Origin of the sequence: Paucibacter soli, from assembly GCF_037482845.1 — a bacterium.
GTDB classification, from domain to species: Bacteria; Pseudomonadota; Gammaproteobacteria; order Burkholderiales; family Burkholderiaceae_C; genus Paucibacter_B; species Paucibacter_B soli.
Genome location: NZ_JBBHJW010000005.1, coordinates 75,345 through 95,204, shown reverse-complemented (window position 1 = coordinate 95,204; position 19,860 = coordinate 75,345). Strand labels below are relative to the sequence as shown.

The following is a 19,860-nucleotide window of genomic DNA, read 5'->3' as shown; positions in this document are numbered from 1 at the left end:
TGAAAAACAACACTCAGCGCTGGGCGCTTTACGGATCACTGGATCTCTCACCCATAATCGTTTACCTGTGTTCGGACGCCGCGCCTTCGCTTGAATGGTTCACGATGGGTTGAAGCTCCACATGGTTATTTGGTATTGAAAGGGCTTCCCCATGGGAAACAAGCTTTACGTAGGCAACCTCGCCTACAGCGTCCGTGACGAATCGCTGCAAGAAGCATTCGGTCAATTTGGCACCGTGACCTCGGCCAAGGTCATGATGGACCGCGAAACCGGCCGTTCCAAGGGCTTCGGCTTCGTGGAAATGGGTTCGGACGCCGAGGCGCAAAGCGCCATCAACGGCATGAACGGCCAGGCTCTGGAAGGCCGTGCGATCGTGGTGAACGAAGCACGTCCTCGTGAAGAGCGTCCGGGCGGCTTTGGTGGCGGCGGTGGCCGTTCCGGCGGCGGCGGCTTCGGCGGCGGTGGCCGTTCGGGCGGCGGCGGCGGCTACGGTGGTGGCGGCGGCGGTGGCGGCTACGGTGGTGGTGGCGGCGGCCGTTCCGGTGGCGGCGGCTTCGGCGGCGGTGGCCGTTCGGGCGGCGGCGGCTACGGTGGTGGCGGCGGTGGCGGCTACGGCGGTGGCCGTTCGGGCGGCTACTGATCCGTCCTCAGCGCTGCGGCGCTGACGCACAAGACAAGGCACCTTCGGGTGCCTTTCTCGTTTCTGGCGTCTTGCCTAAAGCTCCAGATCGGCGGCCAGCTTGGCGAACAGCTCGGTGTTGCGCCGCAGATGATCGGGCCGCGACTGCGTCCAGCCCAGGCTGAACACGCGGCTCAGCCCCTGGCGATGCTGGACCATCAGGGACAGCAAACGGCCGCGCTCATCCTGGCCGGGCAAGCCCGCCTCGGCCTCGCGCCGCAATGCCGAACGCTGCAGCACCGCGCGCACCGAGTCGCGCGCGCTCAGGTGCAGCACCGCGAGCGTCTGCCAGGCCAGTTCGTGCACGCCGCCCCGCCCGCCGGGCGCCTTCACATGGGCATGCGCCAGGTGCGGGTCCAGCTCCAGCCACCACATTGGGCCGAGCGGGAACTTCAGCTTGGCCTCCAGCATCAGGCTGGCGCCGGCGCCCAGGCGATCGGCCTGCACGTCAAGGCGGCGCCCCCACTCCAGCTCGGCGCTGATGAGGCCCAACCAAGGCCAGGGGTTGGCCTGCGCGCCGAGCAGCAGGGTGCGCGGCGCATGCAGGCGGCCGGCGCTCTGGGCGCGCTGCCGGTCCAGGCCCAGGTGCGCCCAGAGCTCGAAGTTGCGCGCGCCGGAGAACCAGAGCCCGGGTTGCAGGCGCTGCTCCAGGCGTTCGCCGCCGCGCACGCCGTAGGCGGCGTCGGCGAGCGTGCGGGTTTCGACCAGCTTGGCCTGCCACTCGAATTCATAGGCCTGGAAGCGCGACCATTCACCCAGTGGGGCCAGGTCTTGCGTGCCGAGCCGGCGATGCAGATTGAGGCTGATGCGCTCCACCCCGGTCTGGCTGACGAAGCCGTTGTCATTGGCGAAGCGCGGGCTCAGACGTTCCAGATCCAGCGTGCCGCTCCACGCCGCGTCGCGATGGCGCCAGCTCAGCCAGGCATAGTGGCCCTGCTCGGCCGCCTGCCGCTGCGGCTGCCCCTGCGCATCGAAGCCGGCACTGGTGCTGGACAGCAGCAGATGCCCGCGCGCCAGGTCTTCCTCGCCGACGCGCCAGGCAAAGTCGCTGCCCAGCACGCGGTTGCTGCGCCCCGCGCCATAGTCGCGCAGCGATGCCAGCGCGGCCACGCCCCAGGCGCCCGCCTGCATGCGCGCACGCGCGAAGCTGGCCTGCGAGCGCAGATCCTGGGCGCGGAATTCGCTGCCATAGGCATGCGAGCGCAAGACCTGACCCCCGCCGGCATCGCGCAAGCTCATCAGCGTGGCCTCAGCGGCGGCGCCGCGCCAGGTGGCGCGCAGGCCCCAGTCGGGATCGGTGACGGCGCGCGAGTAGAACGCCGCTAGGCCGCGCGCCTGCCCGCTGTCATCGGGCACGGTTTGGCCCACCACGTCGCTGCTCTCCAGGAAGAAGGGGCGCTTTTCCGGCACGAAGAGTGCAAAGCGGGTGTTGCCGGCGAGCTGTGGGGTGTCCAGCTCCACCTGCGAGAAATCGGGGTTGAGGGTGGCGTCGATGACCCAGTCCGCGCGCGGGCGCCACTTCAGCTCGCCGCCCAGGCTGAGGAGGCGCTCGCGCTGCCCGCCGTCGGGGCCCTGGCTGCGCGTGCCGCGCGCGGTGAGCTCGGGGCGCAGCCTCAGAAAGCTGCGTTCGCGCACCTCGTCCACCAGCTCGTCCAGGCCCAGCAGCGGCTGCAGCTCGGCGATGAAGCTGAGCGCGTCCTTGGTGAGGGGCGCGCTCACCAGCAGCACGTTGTCTTCGCGCGGAATGCTGCGCGTCACCATCACGCGCCAGGGCGCGCCTCCGGCATAGGGATAGCGCAGGGCGGCCAGCGGCCAACGCAGCTCGACGCTATAGCCGTCGGGCAGGCGCTGGGTGGCCACCTGCACATCGAAGTCGGGCGCGAAGTCCTCGGCGTCGTCCTCGGCGGTGAAGACGCCATCGGCAATCGCGCCGCCGGCGCCGATGCGGATGAACTGCGCGGCGCGGCGCTGACCCACCGGGTCCAGCACCACCGAGACGAAGTCCTGATCACGCCGCACTTGGTCGCGGCGCGTCAGCGGCGCGCGGATCTGCGCGGGTGCATCGTCATAGGCGCGGATGCCAAACACCAGCGCCTGCGCATCGGCCAGCACCTGCACGGTGGTGCGCCAGCGCGCCGGCTGCTTGTCCTCGGGCAGGAATTGCACAAAGCGCTCGTACACCGGCGCTCGCTGCCAGACCGGGTCGTCCAGCAGGCCGTCGATGCGCGGCGGCGCGTCGCCAGCGCGCAGGCGCAGCGCGCGCGGGCCCGCGTCCTGCGCGCTGGCCAGTTGGCTCAGCCCCAGCAGGGCCAGCGCGAGCAAGCGCGCCCTACTCACCCTGCCGGTGCTTGCGTGGCCGCCCGGCCAGCAAGCGATCAAACAGCACGTTCGGCAGCAGCCGCATCAGGCGCGCCACCACCCCCATCTGCCAGGGGATGAAACGCAGGCTGGCGCCGGCCTCGATGGCTGCATAGGCGCGCGCCGCGAAGTCCGCGGGCTGCATCAGAAAGGGCATGCGGTAGCGGTTCTTGGCCGTCAGCGGGGTGGCGATGTAGCCGGGCGCGATCGTCACCACGCGCACGCCATAGGGCCGGCACTCGCCGCGCAGGCTTTCGCAATAGCTGATGACGGCCGCCTTGCTGGAGCAATAGCCGGCGTGCCCCGGCAGGCCGCGAATGCCGGCCACGCTGGCCACCCCCACCAGGCGGCCGCTGCCGCGCGCATTCATCGCCGCCACAAAGGGCTGGAAGGTCGCGGCCAGGCCGATATTGTTGGTGGCGTAGATGCGCTGCAGCACCGCCAGATCCTCCGCAATCGCGCTGTCCATGCCGATGCTGATGCCGGCATTGGCAATCACCACATCGGGCAGGCCCTGCTCGGCGATGCATTGGCGCCCGGCCGCGGTGATGGCGGCCACATCGCTGACATCGGCCGGGTAGACGCGCCAGCGCGCCGGGTCCAGGCCCTGCGCCTCGGCCCAGCCGGCCAGCTCGCGGCCGCGCCGCGCCACCAGGGCAAGTGCCCAGCCCTGCTGGTAGTAGTGCAGGGCCATGGCCTGGCCAAGGCCGCTGGAGGCGCCGGTGATGAACACCAGGCTCATGGCTTGGCCGCCTTGCCGCCGCGCAGCCCCGGCGCATCGAAGCGCGCCGTGCTGGGACCGTTGAAGCTCAGCAGGCCCTTGAGGTTGTCGTACTCGAAGTTCTGGGCGCGCATCTCGCCGCCGCGCGTGGCGATGCGCACCGGCAGGTGCGAGCGCAGCTTCTCGGTATTGACGAAGGCGTGCAGAAACTCGCCTTGTACCTGCAGATCGGGCACGGCGCCGGCATCCGACTTGGCCGCTGACTTGGCCGGATAGCGCTGCACCCGCACCTCGCCCAGCAACTGGATCTCGCTGCCATCGCTGTTGCTGAGTGCGCGCCGCGCCTGCGCCTCGGTGCGGCTGCCGTTCTCGTTAAAGGCCTGCAGGCGCACGCCGTCGAGCTCGATGGTGTCGGTATCGGGGTAGTGGCGCATCGCCGCGCCCTGCAGATGCACGCGCAGCGCGCCGCTGGGCGCGAAGCGCTGCATCTCGAAACCCTTCATCTGGTAGTCGGGCTCATGCCTGGCCGGCACCGGCTCCATCGGCCCGTCGGCCGTGGGCGTGTGCTTGACCAGCCACCAGGTGCCGGCCGCCAGCAGCGCCATCATCAGCAGCGGCAGATAGGCCGAGAGCAGGGCCTGCAGGCGCCAGATCAGCGGCTGCCGCAGGCGCGGCGCGGCCGCCGCGGCGGGGGCCAGGCGCGCCGTCGGCGTCATCATCTTCAAGCCGCGCCCCCATCCAGGGTGCTGAGATGGCCCTGCAGCAGCGCGGCATAGCGGCCGGCGGCCATCAGCAGCAGGTCGCAGCATTCGCGTGCCGCGCCATGGCCGCCCGCGGCCGCGGTGACATGGTGTGCCACCGCGCGCACCTCGGCATGGGCCTGGGCCGGCGCGCAGGCAAAGCCGGCGCGCGTCATGAGCGGCAGGTCGGGCCAGTCGTCGCCCATCGCGGCCACCTCGGGCCAGTCCAGCCCGAGTTGATCGAGCAGCGGCTGGGCCACCGCCAGCTTGTCCTTGGCGCCATAGGCGGCATGCGGCAGGCCCAGATCGGCGACGCGGCGGCGCACCGCCGGCGAATCGCGCCCGGTGATGATGATGGGGATGATGCCGCCCTGCGCCAGCAGCTTCAGACCATGGCCGTCCAGGGTGTTGAAGGCCTTCACGCCCTCGCCCTGCTCGCCGATATAGATGCGGCCGTCGGTGAGCACGCCGTCCACATCGAAGATCGCTGCCTTGATGGCAAGACCTGGCCCCTGGGCCTTGAGCAGGAGTTCGGGCGGAAAACGCAGGGCCGGCTGCAGCAGCGCCATCAGATCACCTTGGCGGACATCAGGTCGTTGATGCTGATGGCGCCTTGCAGGCGGCCTTGCTCGTCCACCACCAGCACCAGGGTGATGCGCGCCGCTTCCATCAGGTCGGCGGCGTCCACCGCGAGCGCATCGGCGCGCACGGTGCGCGGGTTCTTGGACATCACCGCGCCGGCCTTGAGCGTGCGCAGATCGCCGCCGCGCTCGATCAGGCGGCGCAGGTCGCCGTCGGTGAAGATGCCCTGCACGCGGTCCTCGTCGTCCACCTGGATGGCCACGCCCAGGCCCTTGCCCGACATCTCGCGCATCATCTCGGTGAAGGGCAGCTCGGCGCGCACGCGCGGCAGCGCGTCGCCGCTGCGCATCAGGTCGCGCACATGGGTCAGCAGCTTGCGACCCAGCGCGCCGCCGGGGTGCGAACGCGCAAAGTCCTCGGGCTTGAAGCCGCGCGCGTCCAGCAGCGCCACGGCCAGCGCATCGCCCAGCGCCATTTGCGCGGTGGTGCTGGCGGTAGGGGCCAGATTCAAGGGGCAGGCCTCCTGGTCGACGCGGCTGTCCAGCACCACATCGGCGTGGCGCGCCAGGCTGGACTCGGCGCCGCCGGTCATGGCGATGATGTGGACACCCAGGCGCTTGAGCACCGGCAGGATGGCGTTGAGCTCGTCGCTCTCGCCGGAATTGGACAGCGCCAGCACCACATCCTTGGGCGTGACCATGCCGAGGTCGCCATGGCTGGCCTCGGCCGGATGCACGAACAGCGCCGGCGTGCCGGTGGAGGCCAGGGTGGCGGCGATCTTGCGGCCCACATGGCCGCTCTTGCCCATGCCCATCACGGCCACGCGCCCGCTGCAGGCCAGCGCCAGCTGCACCGCCCGCGCGAAGGCATCGCCCAAGCGAGGGTCCATCGCCAGCAGGGCGGCAGCCTCGATCTGCAGGGTCTCGCGACCCAGGTTCACCGCGCGCGCGGCATCGAAATGCTGGGGAAGAGTCATGGCCGGCAGTGTAGCAAGCGCCCCTGCCCGGACGGCCCCGGCCGGCCCGCTCAGAACAAGGGCTTCAGGCCCATGCCCTGCTCGCGCCAGGCGTATTTGCGCAGCGTGCCCTGCGCGTCAAACAAGAGCACCAGCTCCTTGGCGCCGCTGTCGACCCGCGCCGTGAGCGTGCCCACCACGGGCACAAAGTCGAGAAACTTGGGCAGGCCGTCCTTGTCGTAGTAGTGCCAGGTCTCCCAGCCACTGGACTCGAAACGCAAGACCTTGCCGCGCCCCAGGCGCTGCTCGACCTCGGCACGGCTGCTGCGGCCCGGCTGCACCCACTGCGCGAGCTGCTGCTGATCGAGCGCCCGCATCGCGCCATTGCCCACGGTGGTGCAGCCCGCCAACACCAGCGCGAACGCGAGCGCACCGCTCATGCCGCGCCTCATGGTGCGAGGCCCTTGGCGGCTGGAGCTACCGTCTCATCCATGTCCTCAAAGACCAGCAAACTGTCGTCCGGCCAGCTCTGGTCCTCCAGCGGCGCAAAGTAGACACGGTCACGCAGCCAATAGCCCCAGTCGACCAGGCCGAACATGGGACTGTCCTGGCTCGCCAGGCTGCCGTGCAACTGCTCATAGGGCAGGCTCATGCGGCGCTGGCCATGCACCAGGGTGATGGCAAACACCGGTCTATCGGCGAAATGCCCGTAGAGGCCGGCCTTCAGCGTTGCGCAGATGTCGGTCAGCGTTCTGGCCACATAGAAGGCGGGCAGCTTGACGCCGCGTATCAAGGTGTCCGCGCCGTAGATGTCGACATGGCATTCCAGGCGCAGGTCGCCAAGGCGCCGGGCATTGGGCGGCAGGCCGGGCGTGCGCACATCCGGATGCCATGCGAGGCGGCCATCGGCCAACCTGCTGCGCACGCTGGCATCGCTGGGCAGCGCCGCCCAGGCCGGATCGATCTCGAAGCGCTGCGACTCGTCCAGCAGCAGCGGCTGACGGCCCGCGCTGCTGCGCAACTCCAGCGCCAGGTCGGCGAGATCGGCTTCGGCGCGGCGCGGGTAGAGCCGCACATAGAGCTTGGCCTCGGGTGCCAGCGACCGGTAGGTGTCGAAGGCCTGGCGCATCTTGAGCAGCTGCGACACCGTCTTCTGCTCACGCTCGATGCACGCCTCGCCGCTGGCCTCCACCCTGTCCAGTTGCGTTGGCGGCTCGGCGGCCGCGGCCTGGCAGGGTCCGGCAGCCAGGCTGAACAGCCAGGGCAGTGCCAGACGGCGTAGCCAGCGGATGTGATGAAGGGTCGGGAAAGGCATGCGCGGCTGGGACGGGGCATAGCGGCCTGCGCAGTCTATGCAGCGTGCATGAAGCAAGGCCAAAGATGGCGGCTTGCAGGCCGCCGGGCCTTCGATGGGGGTCGGCGGGTCCGCAGGGACCCGCAGCGGTCGCATCTCAGCCCAGCGGCTTGCAGGCCGCCGGGCCTTCGATAGGGGTCGGCGGGTCCGCAGGGACCCGCCTCGCTCCTATCTCAGGGATACAGGCCGCGCTCTTCGCGGGCCTGCAGCACGCGTGTGCAGGCCACCGTGAAGGCGGCCGTGCGCAGCGAGATGCGGTGCTGCTCGGAGGTCTCCCAGATGCCCTTGAAGGCACCGGTGATGATCTTGTCCAGGCGCACATTGATCTCGTCTTCGGTCCAGAAGAAGGACGAGAAGTCCTGCACCCATTCGAAGTAGGAGACCGTCACGCCGCCCGAATTGGCGATCACGTCGGGCACCACCACGATGCCGCGGTCGGCCAGCACCTGGTCGCCGTCGGGCGTGGTCGGGCCGTTGGCGCCTTCCAGCACCAGGCGGGTCGAGAGGCGCTGCGCGCGCTCGGCGGTGATCTGGCCTTCCAGCGCAGCCGGGATCAGCACATCGGTCTTGACGTCCCAGAAGTTCTCGTTGGCGATGTGGTCGGCGCCCGCAAAGCCCGCCACGCCGCCGGTCTGGGCCACATGGTCCAGCAGGTTCTGCATGTCCATGCCCTGGGTGTTCAGGATGGTGCCGGTGTGGTCCTGCACCGCCACGATCTTGGCGCCGTTGGCTGCGAACAGCTTGGCGGCGATTGAGCCCACATTGCCGAAGCCCTGCACCGCCACGCGCGCGCCTTCCATCGGGATGTTGAGCCGGCGCATCGCCTCGCGGCCGATCACGAACACGCCGCGGCCGGTGGCGGCCACGCGGCCCAGCGAGCCGCCCAGGGGGATGGGCTTGCCGGTGACGACGCCGGTCGCGGTAGCGCCGGTGTTCATCGAATAGGTGTCCATCATCCAGGCCATGATCTGGCCGTTGGTGTTCACGTCCGGGGCCGGGATGTCCTGCTGCGGGCCGATGATGATGCCGATCTCGCTGGTGTACCTGCGCGTAACTTTTTCCAGTTCCTTCATCGACAAGGTCTTGGGATCCAGGCGGATGCCGCCCTTGGCGCCGCCATAGGGCAGGTTCACCGCGGCGTTCTTGATCGTCATCCAGGCCGACAGGGCCATCACTTCTTCCAGCGTCACATCGGGGTGGTAGCGCACACCGCCCTTGCCGGGGCCGCGCGTCAGGCTGTGCTGCACACGGTAGCCCTCATAGTGGGCGATGGTGCCGTTGTCGAGTTCGATGGGGATATCCACGATCAGCGCGCGCTTGGGGCGGCGCAGCGTCTCGACCCAGCGTGCCAGATGACCCAGGTAGGGTTCAACGGCGTCGATCTGGGACAGATAGGTGCCCCAGGGACTGTTGCGGGTGGGCGAGACGAAAGACAGGTTGGGCATGTACTGCTCCGTAATTTTTGGTGGCGCGAACGGTATCTCGAAGCCCGCGCGCATGCCAAAGCCGAGTGCACATGTGCCCATGCGGCATGCGCATAGGGTCGCTGCTTTGCGCTGGATCATGGCCCGCGGCCGCCACATACGGCCATTACCATCGGCACATGATGAACTCGCTGGATCTGACCCTGCTCTACCTGGTGGCCGCGGTGCTGGGGGTGGTGGCATGCCGCTCGCTCAAGCTGCCGCCCATGCTGGGCTATCTGGTGGTGGGAGTGCTGATAGGCCCGAATGCGCTGGAGCTCTCGGGGCGCAGCGCGGGCGTCAACTACCTGGCCGAGTTCGGCGTGGTGTTCCTGATGTTCGTGATCGGGCTGGAGTTCAACCTGCCCAAGCTGCGCAGCATGCGCAGCCTGGTTTTCGGCATGGGCCTGCTGCAGGTGGCGCTGTCGATTCTTGGCACTCTGGCCGGCCAGCTGATGCTGGATCGCGGGTTCGCGGCCCTGGGCCTGCCCTGGGATCTGGAGTGGCGGGGCGCGCTGGTGCTGGGCGCTGCCATGGCGATGAGTTCCACCGCCATCGTGGTGAAACTGATGGCCGAACGGCTGGAGCTGGAGAGCGAGCATGGCCGTCGCGTCATCGCCGTGCTCTTGTTCCAGGACCTGGCGGTGGTGCCGCTGCTGGTGCTGATCCCGGCGCTGAACAGCGGCGGCGCCGAGATGGCCAGCTCGCTGGCCTGGGCCGCCCTCAAGGCGGTGGCCCTGCTGACCCTGCTGCTGGCCGGCGGCCAGAAGGTGATGCGCTGGTGGCTCACCCTGGTGGCGCGCCGCAAGAGCGAAGAGCTGTTCATGCTCAACCTGCTGCTGGTGACCCTGGGCCTGGCCTGGCTGACCGAGCATGCCGGGCTCTCGCTGGCGCTGGGTGCCTTCATCGCCGGCATGCTGATTGCCGAAACCGAGTTCAAGCACCAGGTGGAGACCGACATCCGGCCCTTTCACGACGTGCTCTTGGGGCTGTTCTTCATCACCATAGGCATGAAGCTGGACTGGCGCGCAGTGAGCGCGCAATGGCCGCTGGTGGTGCTGCTGACGCTGGCTCCCACCTTCGCCAAATTCCTGCTCGTCAGCGCGCTGGCCAAGCTGTTCCTGGCACCAACCGGGGTTTCGCTGCGCACCGGCCTCTACCTGGCGCAGGCGGGTGAATTCGGCTTCGTGCTGCTGACCCTGGGCGCCCAGCAGCAGCTGATCGCGCCGCAATGGCTCAGCCCGGTGCTGGCCAGCATGGTGCTGTCGATGCTGGCCACGCCGCTGATCATCATGTACAGCAACCGCATCGTCATGAAGCTCTCGGCCAGCGACTGGCTGCTGCAATCGGTGCAGCTAACGACGATCGCCAAGAAGGCCATCAAGGCCGACGCCCACGTGATCATCTGCGGCTACGGCCGCAGCGGCCAGAACCTGGCGCGCCTGCTGGAGGGCGAGCACATCCCCTATATGGCGCTGGACCTGGACCCCGACCGCGTGCGCCAGGCCGCTGCGGCCGGCCAGAGCGTGGTGTTCGGCGACGCCGCGCGCCTGCAAAGCCTGATGGCGGCCGGCCTGTCGCGCGCCAGCGCGGTGGTGGTGAGCTACCCCGACACGCCCTCGGCGCTGAAGATCCTGCAGCTGGTGCGCGCCCATGCCGCCCATGTGCCGGTGGTGGTGCGCACCATCGACGATGCCGACCTGGAACGCCTGCGCGCCGCCGGCGCCACCGAGGTGGTGCCCGAGGCCATCGAGGGATCGCTGATGCTGGCCAGCCATGCGCTGGCCCTGGTGGGCGTGCCGATGCGGCGCGTGATCCGGCTCACGCGCGACGCGCGCGATGCGCGCTACGGCCTGCTGCGCGGCTACTTCCACGGCAGCGACGACGACACCGCCGAGGAGCGCGAGCAGGCGCGCCTGCGCTCGGTCACCCTGCCCATCGCCAGCGTCTATGCCGGCCAGGCGCTGGGCCAGCTGGCCCTGCATGCCACCGGGGTGGCGGTGGTGTCGGTCAAGCGCGCCGGCGGCGCGGTGGTGCAGGCCGACGACCAGCTGCTGCTGCAGGGCGGCGACACCCTGGTGCTCTCGGGCACGCCGGGGGCGCTGGCGCTGGCCGAAGAGAAGCTGCTCAGAACCTGAACCCGCAGCGATCAAGCGCTGCCGCCCCGGCGACAGCCTGCCGCCTGCGTGACATGCGCGCGCCGCGGCTTGCGCCACACTGCGGCCATGAGTTCCAGCACCGCCCCCGGCCAGCGCCGCCGCCGCATCTACCTGATGCGCCACGGCGCGGTGAGCTATTTTGACGCCAGCACCGGCCGACCGGTGTTGCCCGAGCAGGTCGCGCTGAATGAACTGGGCCAGGCCCAGGCACGCGCCGCCGGCGAGCAGTTCGCCCGCGAGGGCGTGCGCTTCGACCGCGTCATCGTCTCGGGCCTGCCGCGCACCGTGCAGACCGCCGCCCTGGTGCTGCAGCAGCTCGGCGCGTGCGCGCAAGCCCTGACCCCGCAGACCTGGCCCGAGCTGCAGGAGATACGCGGCGGGCGCCTGGCCGAGATCCCGCAGGCCGATCTGCAGGCCGCCTTCACCGGCCTGCACCATGCCCGGCTGGGCGAGGACACGCGCTTTCTGAATGGCGAAAGCGTGGGCGAGCTGCTGGACCGCGTGCTGCCGGCGCTGGCGCGGCTGCGCGCCGACCCCAGCTGGGACTGCGCCCTGCTGGTGCTGCACGGCGTGGTGAACGCCGCCATCCTCTCGCATGCCCTGAGCGGCGGCCAGCGCCTGTTGTATGGCTCGCTGGTGCAGAGCCCGGCCTGCATCAATGTGCTGGACGTGGGCACGGCGCCCGACGACTGGCTGCTGCGCGTCTGCAATTTCGCGCCCACCGGCGCCCTGCATGTGGAAGAACGCCACACCACCATGGAAGCGCTCTACCAGCAATACCTGCGCTACCGCGCACTCCGAGACGAAGGGGAACAACAAGCATGATCCGCATCACCGGCACCTATGTCTGGCGCGACGGCGCCCGCTTTGACCACGCCATCTACGCCAGTGAGCATATGGCGCTGACGCGCGAACTGCTCACCCCGCTGGGCCTCACGCGCCTGGAGGCCGAACGCTTTATGCACCCCAAGGGGCCGCGCGCCGGCGAGCCGGTGGCCGCCACCAATGCCTACTTCGCCAGCCTGGAGCAGGCCCAGGCCGCGATGGCCCAGGCCGGCGCGCAACTCGCCGCGCATGTGGCGCGCTATACCGATCTGCAACCGCAGCTGCGCATCAGCGAGCTGACGCCCATCGTCTGAAAGGTCTTTTCACCATGGAATTCGACTACAGCCCCAAGGTCCAGGCCATGCAGGCCCGTCTGCTGGCCTTCTTCGACCAGCACATCTACCCCAACGAGGCGCGCCTGCACGCCGAGATCGAGGCGAACCGCCGCGCCGGCAATCCCTGGCTGGCCACCAAGCTGATCGAGGAGTTGAAACCGCTGGCGCGCCAGGCCGGGCTGTGGAATCTGTTCCTGCCCAAGTCGGCACGCGCGCCGGAAGGCCTCTCCAACCTCGAGTACGCGCCGCTGTGCGAGATCATGGGGCGCGTCTGGTGGGCCGCCGAGGTCTTCAACTGCTCGGCCCCCGACACCGGCAATATGGAAACCATCGAGCGCTACGGCAGCGAGGCGCAGAAGGACCGCTGGCTGGAGCCGCTGCTGCGCGGCGAGATCCGCTCGGCCTTCCTGATGACCGAGCCCGCGGTGGCCTCCAGCGATGCCACCAATATCGAATGCAGCATCGAGCGCGACGGCGACGACTATGTGATCAACGGCCTGAAATGGTGGTCCTCGGGCGCCGGCGACCCGCGCTGCGCCGTCTACATCGTGATGGGCAAGACCAACCCCGAGGCCGGCCGCCACGAGCAGCAGTCGATGATTCTGGTGCCGGCCAACGCGCCAGGCATCACCGTCGTGCGCCCGCTCACCGTGTTCGGCTACGACGACGCGCCGCACGGCCATATGGAGATCGCGCTCAAGAACGTGCGCGTGCCCGCCAGCAACCTGCTGCTGGGCGAGGGCCGCGGCTTCGAGATCGCCCAGGGCCGGCTGGGCCCCGGCCGCATCCACCACTGCATGCGCTCGATCGGTGCGGCCGAGCGCGCGCTGGAGCTGATGTGCCAGCGCGCCGTCTCGCGCGTGGCCTTTGGCAAGACCCTGGCGCAGCAGACCGTCACCCAGGAACGCATCGCCGAGGCGCGCTGCATGATCGACCAGGCGCGCCTGCTCACGCTCAAGGCCGCCTACATGATGGACACGGTGGGCAACAAGGTCGCCAAGGCCGAGATCGCGATGATCAAGATCGTTGCACCCAATATGGCCCTGCAGGTGATCGACTGGGCCATGCAGGTCTATGGCGGCGCCGGTGTCAGCGGCGACACCCCGCTGGCCATGATGTGGGCGCACCAGCGCACGCTGCGCTTTGCCGACGGCCCGGACGAGGTGCATCGCAACTCGCTGGCCAAGCTGGAGCTGTCGCGCCATATGAAGCTGCCGCCGACGCGCAAGACCTGACCCCCCCCTAAAGAGGGAAGGGTCCGGCCCGATACGCAGTCGGGGCCGGCTGACTAGCATGCGGGCAAACCATAAGCCCGTCGTTGGATGCTCAGCCGCTTCTCCTTCGTCCGCACCTGGCCTGCCCTGGCCTTTGCCCTGCTGCTGCTGGGGCAGGCGGCGGCCTTGGCGCTCAGTCTGGGCGGGGCCGATGCGGGCTGGCTGCCCTGGTTGCTGATGGGCTTGTTGGCCCTGGGCGGCCTGCTGGCCGCGGCGGCCCTGGGCACCCTGCGGCGCGCCCATGCCAGGGCCGAGCGCGCCCGGCGCACGCTGGAGGAGGCCATCGACGCCCTGCCCGCCAGCGTCGAGATCTATGACGAAGCCGATCGCCTGGTGGCATTCAACCAGCGCCTGGTCGAGATCTATCCGCACATGCTGCGCGAGTTCCAGCGCAAGGCCGGCTTCGAGGACATGGTGCGCGCCTCGCTGGCACGCCAGGGCATTCCCGAGGCGGTCGGCCGCGAGGAAGAGTGGCTGGCCGAGCGCAAGCGCCGGCGCGGCCGCCAGAGCACGCCGCTGCTGCAGAACGTGCACGACGACATCTGGCTGCGCGTGTTCGAACGCCGCACCCCCTCGGGCGGCATCGTCGGCGTACGCATGGACGTGAGCGACCTGATTCACGAGCAGCAGCGCCTGGCGGCCAGCCAGGCGCATCTGCACGCCATCATCCAGTCGGCCATGAACGCCATCCTGACGCTGGATGCCGAGGGCCATGTGCTTGAGGTCAACCCCAGCTGCGAGCAGCTGTTCGGCTTCAGCGCCGCCGAGCTGCAGGGCGGGCACCTGAGCATGCTGTTCAGCGGCGGCCTCAGTGAACTGGCGCCGCAGTCGCTGCTGGGCCAGCCGCGCGAGGTGAGCGCACGCCATCGCAGTGGCGAAGAGCTCTCGCTGCAGCTCACCATGGCCGAGGTGCGCACCGCTACCACCCATTTGTTCGTCTGCATCGTCACCGACTTCAGCGAGCGCAAGCGCCAGGAGCTGCGCCTGAAACGCGCCAACGAGCTGCTGGCGCGCCAGTCCACCACCGACGGTCTCACCGGCGTGGGCAACCGCCGCCTGTTCGACCAGGCGCTGCAGCAGGAATGGCTGCGCAGCGCACGCTCGGGCCAGCCGCTGGCCATCCTGCTGGTGGACATCGACCACTTCAAGCAATACAACGACCGCTACGGCCATGTGGCCGGCGACGACGCGCTGCGCCGCGTTGCCACCCTGCTGCGCTCCTGCGTGGGCCGGGGCGGCGAGTCGGTGTGCCGCTATGGCGGCGAGGAGTTCGTGGTGCTGCTGGTCGACACCGACCTGGCCGGCGCCCAGGTGGTGGCACAGCGCTGCCTCGACAGCCTGCGCCTGGCCGCGATCGAACATGCGGCCTCGCCGGTGCGGCCCACGCTGAGCTTCAGCATCGGCGTGGCGGCGCGCCTGGGGCAGGCCCAGGTGGCGGCACAAAGCCTGCTGGAGGCCGCCGATGCGGCGCTCTACCAGGCCAAGCAGGGCGGGCGAGCCAAGATGGTCAGCGAGGCCAGGATCGCCTGATCCGGCGGACAATCGGGTCATGCAAGACCCCCGTGCCCCCGCCCGCCTCGAAGGACATCCCTGATGGCCAAGCCCATACCCCGCCTCAGCCCGGACGAGATCCAGCGCATCATCGCCACCGCGTTCACCGACCGTCCGCCCTACAACAAGGTGCTGATGGAGCATGGCCTCGGCCAAGGCGAGTTGGTGCAGCTGATGAAGCGCGAGCTCACGTCCAGCGCCTACAAGCTCTGGGCCGCCCAGGGCAAGGGCGTGAAGGCGCCCACCAAGAAGGCCCAGTGGCCGCACGGACGTTAGGCAAGGCTGGACAGCGACGTCTGCCATGCCCGCCAGCTGGCCGCACCGACTCGAGCGCAAGCGCGACGCCCTGCTGGTCGCGCTGACCCTGGCCGTGGGTGGCATCGCCAGCCTGCTGGGCTATGCCGCCGTCGGCGATGCCGAGCGGCTGCGCTTCAAGGAATTGCGCAGCGCCGCGGCGCGCCAGGTGGTGGACTCGTTCACGCAAGACCTGGCGCGCACCGTCGAGGCGGTGCGTGGCGCCGGCCTGATGCTGGAGTCGCAGCAGCCGACGCTGCAGCGCGAGACCTTCAACCGCTATGCCGCCAAGCTCGCCGAGGGCCTGCCCGGGCTGATGCTGCTGGAGTGGCAACCCATCGTGCCACACGCGCGGCTGGCGCAGTTCGAGGCGCAGGCGCGCGCCCTGGGCCTGGCCGACTACCGCGTGATCGAACCCGGCCCGACGCCCGACAGCTGGGTGCCGGTGCGCGCGCGCCCCGAACATGTGCCGGTGCTGTTCGGCTGGCCCGAAAATGCCTCGCCCATCGGCCTGGACCTGGCCTTCGATGCCCTGCGCATGGCCTCCAAGCTGGAGGCGCGCGCCAGCGGCCGGCCGGTGGCCTCGCTCACCTTCACGGTGATCCATCGCCGGCCCGACGCCCGGCCAGTGACGGGCTTTGCCATCACCGCGCCGGTCTATGCCCGGGGCGCGCCAGGCGAGCACCCCAGCGCGATCGGCTACCTGGCCGGCGTGATCGAGCTGCCCAGTCTGTTCCGGCGCGCCGCCCAGCTGGCCGAGCGCCTGCAGCTGGACCTGCTGGTGCATGCGGCGGACCAGCCCGACAAGCCGCCCATCTATGTGCATGGCAATGCCGACATCGGCCCGCTGGCCGAGGCACATGCGGTGGAAGTGGCGGGGCGCACCTGGAACGTGCGCCTGCAGCCTCGACCCGGCTTCATCGCCGGTGCGCCGCCGCAGGTGGCGAGCCTGGTGCTCGCGGCCGGCCTGGCCGCCACCCTGCTGCTGAGCGCCAGCCTCTGGTGGGCGCAGCGGCGCAGCCGCGCGGCGGCCCAGGCGCAGAGCCGCCTGCTCAGCGAGAGCGAACGCCTGCAGAACATCATCGCCGCCACCGGCGTCGGCACCTGGGACTACTCCTTCGAGACCCGCAAGGCCGCAGTGAGCGAGCGCTGGCGGGAAATTGCCGGCCACGGTCCGAGCGACTGGCAACCCGGGCCGGACTACCACTGGAAGCAGGATTGCCACCCGGACGATATCGCCGCCGTCGATGCTGTGCTGCGCGCGCATCTGCGCGGCGAGACCGACCATTACGAGGTCGAATACCGGCACCGTCATGGCACCGAGGGCTGGACCTGGGTGGCCACGCGCGGCAAGGTGATCCGACGCGACCGCGCCGGCAAACCGCTGCAGATCGTCGGCATGATGATGGAGGTCAACACACGCAAGCAGGCCGAGGCGCGCATCCTGGAGCTCAACAACACCCTGGAGCAGCGCGTGCGCGAACGCAGCGCCCAGCTGGAAGCCACCATGGAGAAGCTCTGCGAGGTGCAGGAGGCGTTGTCGCGCACCGAGGCGCGCGCCACCCTCAGCACCATGGTGGCGGGCGTTTCGCACGAGCTCAGCACGCCGATGAGCAACGGCCTGATCGCCAGCAGCACCCTGTCGGCCCAGGCGGTGGAGTTCGAGCGGCGCATCGCCGCCGGTGGGTTGCGCCGCAGCGAGTTGCAGCACTTCGTCGAGCAGGTGCGCAGCGGCAGCCAGCTGGTGCTGCGCAATCTGCAGCGTGCGGTGGAACTGCTGAGCGGCTTCCGCCAGGTGACGGCTGACCAGGCGAGCGAGCAGCGCCGCCACTTCGACCTGCACGAGCTGATCCAGGAGATCGTCGGCACCCTCACCCCGACGCTGAAGCGGCGCCCGCAGCGTCTGCTGCTCGACATCCCGGCGGGCATAGCGATGGACAGTTATCCGGGGCCGCTGGGCCAGGTGGCGATCAACCTCATCAACAACGCCTACCTGCATGCCTTCGAGGAGGGCCAGGCCGGCGAGCTGCGCATCCAGGCCCGCCAGGAGGGCGACAAGGTGCGCATCGAGTTCCGCGACAACGGCCGCGGCATGAGCCAGGAGGCGCTCGACAAGATCTTCCTGCCCTTCTTCAGCACCAAGATCGGCAAGGGCGGCACGGGCCTGGGCATGGCGATCGTGCAGACGCTCAGCAGCAAGACCCTGGGCGGCTCGGTGAGCGTGAGCTCGCAGCCCGGCCAGGGCACATGCGTGACGGTGCTGCTGCCCTTGCGCGCGCCCGAGTTGGCGGAATAGGGCGGGCGCGGCTCAACGCGGCTGCTGCTGCGTGGTGCAGTGAATGCCGCCGCCACCGGCGGCGATGGCGTCGATGTTCAGCTGCACCAGCTCGCGCCCGGGGAATAGCTCGCGCAGCACCGAGCTGCAGTTGGCGTCGGCACGCGCATCGCCGAACTGGGGCGCGATCACCGCGCCATTGCAGACATAGAAGTTGATGTAGCCGGCCGCGAACTCGGGCGACTCGAGCTCGGGGCGCACGCGCTCCGGCCCCTTGAGCACCAGCACGCGCAACTTGCGTCCGCGTGCATCGCTGGCCTGGCGCAGGATCTCCAGATGGCGCTGGGTGACGGCGTGGTCGTAGGACTTGGGGTCCTCGTCCAGGCCGGCCACCACCACCCCCGGCGAGCAAAAACGGGCATAGAAATCGGTGTGGCCGTCGGTGATGTCCTTGCCGGCAATGCCGGGCAGCCAGAGGATTTTCTCCAGACCCAGCAGTCGCTTGAGTTCGGCCTCGCAGGCCGCCTTCGTCAGGCCCGGGTTGCGATTGCGGTTGAGCACGCAGCTCTCGGTGATGATGGCCGTGCCCTGGCCATCGACTTCGATGCCGCCGCCTTCCAGCACCAGCTCGGCGCTGAGCCGTGGCACGCCGGTCTGCTCGCACACGAACTCGGCCACCTCGGCGTCTTGCGCATGGGCCTGCTTGCCGCCCCAGCCGTTGAAGTTGAAGTCCACCCCGGCGTGCCCGCCAGCGGCGTTCTTCACGAACACCGGGCCGGTGTCGCGCATCCACAGGTCATCGACCGGCTGCACTTCGAGCCTGACCTTGTTGCCGCACAGGCGCGCGGCCAGCTCGACCTGCTCCTCGCGCACCAGCATATGCACCGGCTCAAAGGCCGCGATGGCGCGTGCGATGCCGGCCAGATGCTGCTGCACCGGGCGCAACAGGCGCTGGCCCCAGACCTCCTCGCTGGGGCCGAAGGACATCCAGGTGGCGGCGTGCGGCTCGGCCTCGTCGGGCATATGCCAGCCCTCGGCGGCCCGGGCGGCTGTCGGCAGGCCGGCCAGGGGCGCCAGGCTCATGGCCTGCATGAGGCGGCGGCGTGAGAACAAGGGGCTCATGGGTGGCTCCTGGAGGTGGATGCAGTCTATGCCGGCTCTTGCTGGGTGGTGCAGTGGATGCCGCCGCCGCCGGCGGCAATCGCGTCGATGTCGAGCTGCACGATCTGGTGGCCGGGCAGCTGGGCCGCCAGGGCCATGCGGGCGGCGCGGTCGGCGGCGGCGTCGCCAAACTCGGGCAGGAACAGCGCCTTGTCGGTGAGCAGAAAGTTCACATAGCCGGCGGCAAAGTCCTTGCGCGCAAAGGCGGGCCTCACCTGGCTGGGGGTTTCCAGCGTCACGATTTGCAGCGCGCGACCCTGCGCATCGGTGGCGGCGCGCAGCAGCTCCAGGTGGCGGCGCGTCACCGGGTAGTCGAAGGAGGCGCTGTCGCGCTCCAGCGCGGCCACCACCACGCCGGGCTTGAGGAAGCGGGCATAGAAATCGGTGTGGCCGTCGGTGATGTCCTTGCCGGCAACACCGGGCAGCCAGATGATTTTCTCCAGCCCCAGCAGGCGCTTGAGTTCGGCCTCGGCCTGGGCCTTGCTGACGCCGGGGTTGCGATTGTCATTGAGCACGCAGCTCTCGGTGATGATGGCCGTGCCCTGGCCGTCCACCTCGATGCCGCCGCCCTCCAGCACCAGGCTGCTGCCCAGCAGCGGCACACCGGCCAGCGCAGCCATGCGGGCGGCCACGGTGGCGTCGCGGGCATGGCCCTGCTTCCTGCCCCAGCCGTTGAAGTTGAAGTTCACGGCGGCGCGTTCGCCGCGGCCGTTCTTGACGAAGACACAGCCGCTGTCGCGCATCCAGAGGTCGTCGATCTCATGCTCGATCAGCTGCACCGCCGGCCCGCAGAGTTCGCGCGCCGCCGCCATGTCCGCGGCGCCGACCAGCATCTTCACCGGCTCGAAGGCGGCGATGGCATTGGCAATGCGTGCCAGCGCCTGCTGCACCGGACGGCGCAGCTCGGCGCCCCAGACGGCCTCGCTGGCGGCAAACGCCATCCAGGTGGCGCAATGCGGCTCGCCCTCGTCGGGCATGCGCCAGGCGCTGGGAGCGGGGGCGGGGGCGGGGCTCGGCGCGGGCGCGCTGTCATCGCCACCACCACCGCCGCAGGCGCTCAGGAATCCGCTCATCAGCCCGAGGCTGCCCAAGCCCAGCAGGGCGCGTCTTGTGTTCATGTGAATCAGGGTTACT

The 19,860-nt window shown here is 69.6% G+C and carries 18 protein-coding genes; 8 read left to right on the top strand and 10 right to left on the bottom strand.

The window, feature by feature from the left end:
• The first annotated feature begins 151 nt into the window (after positions 1-151).
• Positions 152-640, top strand: coding sequence for an RNA-binding regulator (gene rbp / locus WG898_RS12075; protein WP_339603045.1), 489 nt, complete (start codon positions 152-154; stop codon positions 638-640).
• Positions 641-715: 75 nt separating this feature from the next.
• Here rbp and WG898_RS12070 read toward each other — a convergent pair whose 3' ends face one another.
• The 8 genes from WG898_RS12070 to WG898_RS12035 form a co-directional block, all read right to left on the bottom strand.
• Positions 716-3,016 carry a carbohydrate binding family 9 domain-containing protein gene (locus WG898_RS12070; protein WP_339603044.1) on the bottom strand — a complete coding sequence of 767 codons (2,301 nt, stop codon included), beginning with the start codon at positions 3,014-3,016 and terminating at the stop codon, positions 716-718.
• Positions 3,009-3,779, bottom strand: a complete 771-nt coding sequence (locus WG898_RS12065) for an SDR family oxidoreductase (protein ID WP_339603043.1) — start codon at positions 3,777-3,779, stop codon at positions 3,009-3,011. Before WG898_RS12065 ends, WG898_RS12070 begins: the two co-directional genes overlap by 8 nt.
• A complete protein-coding gene (gene lptC / locus WG898_RS12060; RefSeq protein ID WP_339603289.1) occupies positions 3,776-4,477 on the bottom strand; it encodes an LPS export ABC transporter periplasmic protein LptC in 702 nt (233 codons plus the stop codon). The genes WG898_RS12065 and lptC overlap by 4 nt, the downstream gene beginning before the upstream one ends.
• Before the next feature lie 2 nt (positions 4,478-4,479).
• Complete coding sequence (locus WG898_RS12055) at positions 4,480-5,067, bottom strand: KdsC family phosphatase (RefSeq protein ID WP_339603042.1); 588 nt, start codon at positions 5,065-5,067, stop codon at positions 4,480-4,482.
• Entirely contained in the window at positions 5,067-6,056 is a 990-nt protein-coding gene (locus WG898_RS12050) for a KpsF/GutQ family sugar-phosphate isomerase (RefSeq protein ID WP_339603041.1), read from the bottom strand. The genes WG898_RS12055 and WG898_RS12050 overlap by 1 nt, the downstream gene beginning before the upstream one ends.
• Positions 6,057-6,106: 50 nt before the next feature.
• Positions 6,107-6,475 (bottom strand): hypothetical protein, encoded by a 369-nt coding sequence (locus WG898_RS12045; protein ID WP_339603040.1) that lies wholly within the window; start codon positions 6,473-6,475, stop codon positions 6,107-6,109.
• 8 nt (positions 6,476-6,483) lie between these two features.
• Positions 6,484-7,350 (bottom strand): hypothetical protein, encoded by an 867-nt coding sequence (locus WG898_RS12040; RefSeq protein WP_339603039.1) that lies wholly within the window; start codon positions 7,348-7,350, stop codon positions 6,484-6,486.
• 212 nt (positions 7,351-7,562) lie between these two features.
• A complete protein-coding gene (locus tag WG898_RS12035) occupies positions 7,563-8,834 on the bottom strand; it encodes a Glu/Leu/Phe/Val family dehydrogenase (protein WP_339603038.1) in 1,272 nt (423 codons plus the stop codon).
• Positions 8,835-8,995: 161 nt separating this feature from the next.
• Here WG898_RS12035 and WG898_RS12030 point away from each other — a divergent pair, with 161 nt between their 5' ends.
• The 7 genes from WG898_RS12030 to WG898_RS12000 all read left to right on the top strand — a co-directional run bounded on the left by WG898_RS12030 (position 8,996) and on the right by WG898_RS12000 (position 17,586).
• Positions 8,996-10,990: a monovalent cation:proton antiporter family protein gene (locus WG898_RS12030; RefSeq protein ID WP_444718939.1), complete on the top strand. Its 1,995-nt coding sequence runs from the start codon at positions 8,996-8,998 to the stop codon at positions 10,988-10,990.
• Positions 10,991-11,077: 87 nt separating this feature from the next.
• Positions 11,078-11,836, top strand: coding sequence for a histidine phosphatase family protein (locus tag WG898_RS12025; RefSeq protein ID WP_339603036.1), 759 nt, complete (start codon positions 11,078-11,080; stop codon positions 11,834-11,836).
• Positions 11,833-12,150, top strand: a complete 318-nt coding sequence (locus WG898_RS12020; protein WP_339603035.1) for an EthD family reductase — start codon at positions 11,833-11,835, stop codon at positions 12,148-12,150. The genes WG898_RS12025 and WG898_RS12020 overlap by 4 nt, the downstream gene beginning before the upstream one ends.
• Positions 12,151-12,164: 14 nt before the next feature.
• Positions 12,165-13,406: an acyl-CoA dehydrogenase family protein gene (locus tag WG898_RS12015; RefSeq protein ID WP_339603034.1), complete on the top strand. Its 1,242-nt coding sequence runs from the start codon at positions 12,165-12,167 to the stop codon at positions 13,404-13,406.
• An 87-nt stretch (positions 13,407-13,493) separates the two neighbouring features.
• The gene (locus tag WG898_RS12010) at positions 13,494-14,975 is read left to right on the top strand and encodes a sensor domain-containing diguanylate cyclase (protein ID WP_339603033.1); all 1,482 of its coding nucleotides are present in this window, start codon (positions 13,494-13,496) and stop codon (positions 14,973-14,975) included.
• Between the two features lie 63 nt (positions 14,976-15,038).
• The gene (locus WG898_RS12005; RefSeq protein ID WP_285234415.1) at positions 15,039-15,272 is read left to right on the top strand and encodes a DUF2805 domain-containing protein; all 234 of its coding nucleotides are present in this window, start codon (positions 15,039-15,041) and stop codon (positions 15,270-15,272) included.
• A 25-nt stretch (positions 15,273-15,297) separates the two neighbouring features.
• Complete coding sequence (locus WG898_RS12000) at positions 15,298-17,586, top strand: ATP-binding protein (protein WP_339603032.1); 2,289 nt, start codon at positions 15,298-15,300, stop codon at positions 17,584-17,586.
• Positions 17,587-17,598: 12 nt separating this feature from the next.
• Here the strand turns inward: WG898_RS12000 and WG898_RS11995 are convergent, their stop codons facing one another.
• Positions 17,599-18,687: an agmatine deiminase family protein gene (locus WG898_RS11995; RefSeq protein ID WP_339603031.1), complete on the bottom strand. Its 1,089-nt coding sequence runs from the start codon at positions 18,685-18,687 to the stop codon at positions 17,599-17,601.
• Positions 18,688-18,713: 26 nt separating this feature from the next.
• Positions 18,714-19,844: an agmatine deiminase family protein gene (locus WG898_RS11990; RefSeq protein ID WP_339603030.1), complete on the bottom strand. Its 1,131-nt coding sequence runs from the start codon at positions 19,842-19,844 to the stop codon at positions 18,714-18,716.
• Positions 19,845-19,860 lie beyond the last annotated feature (16 nt).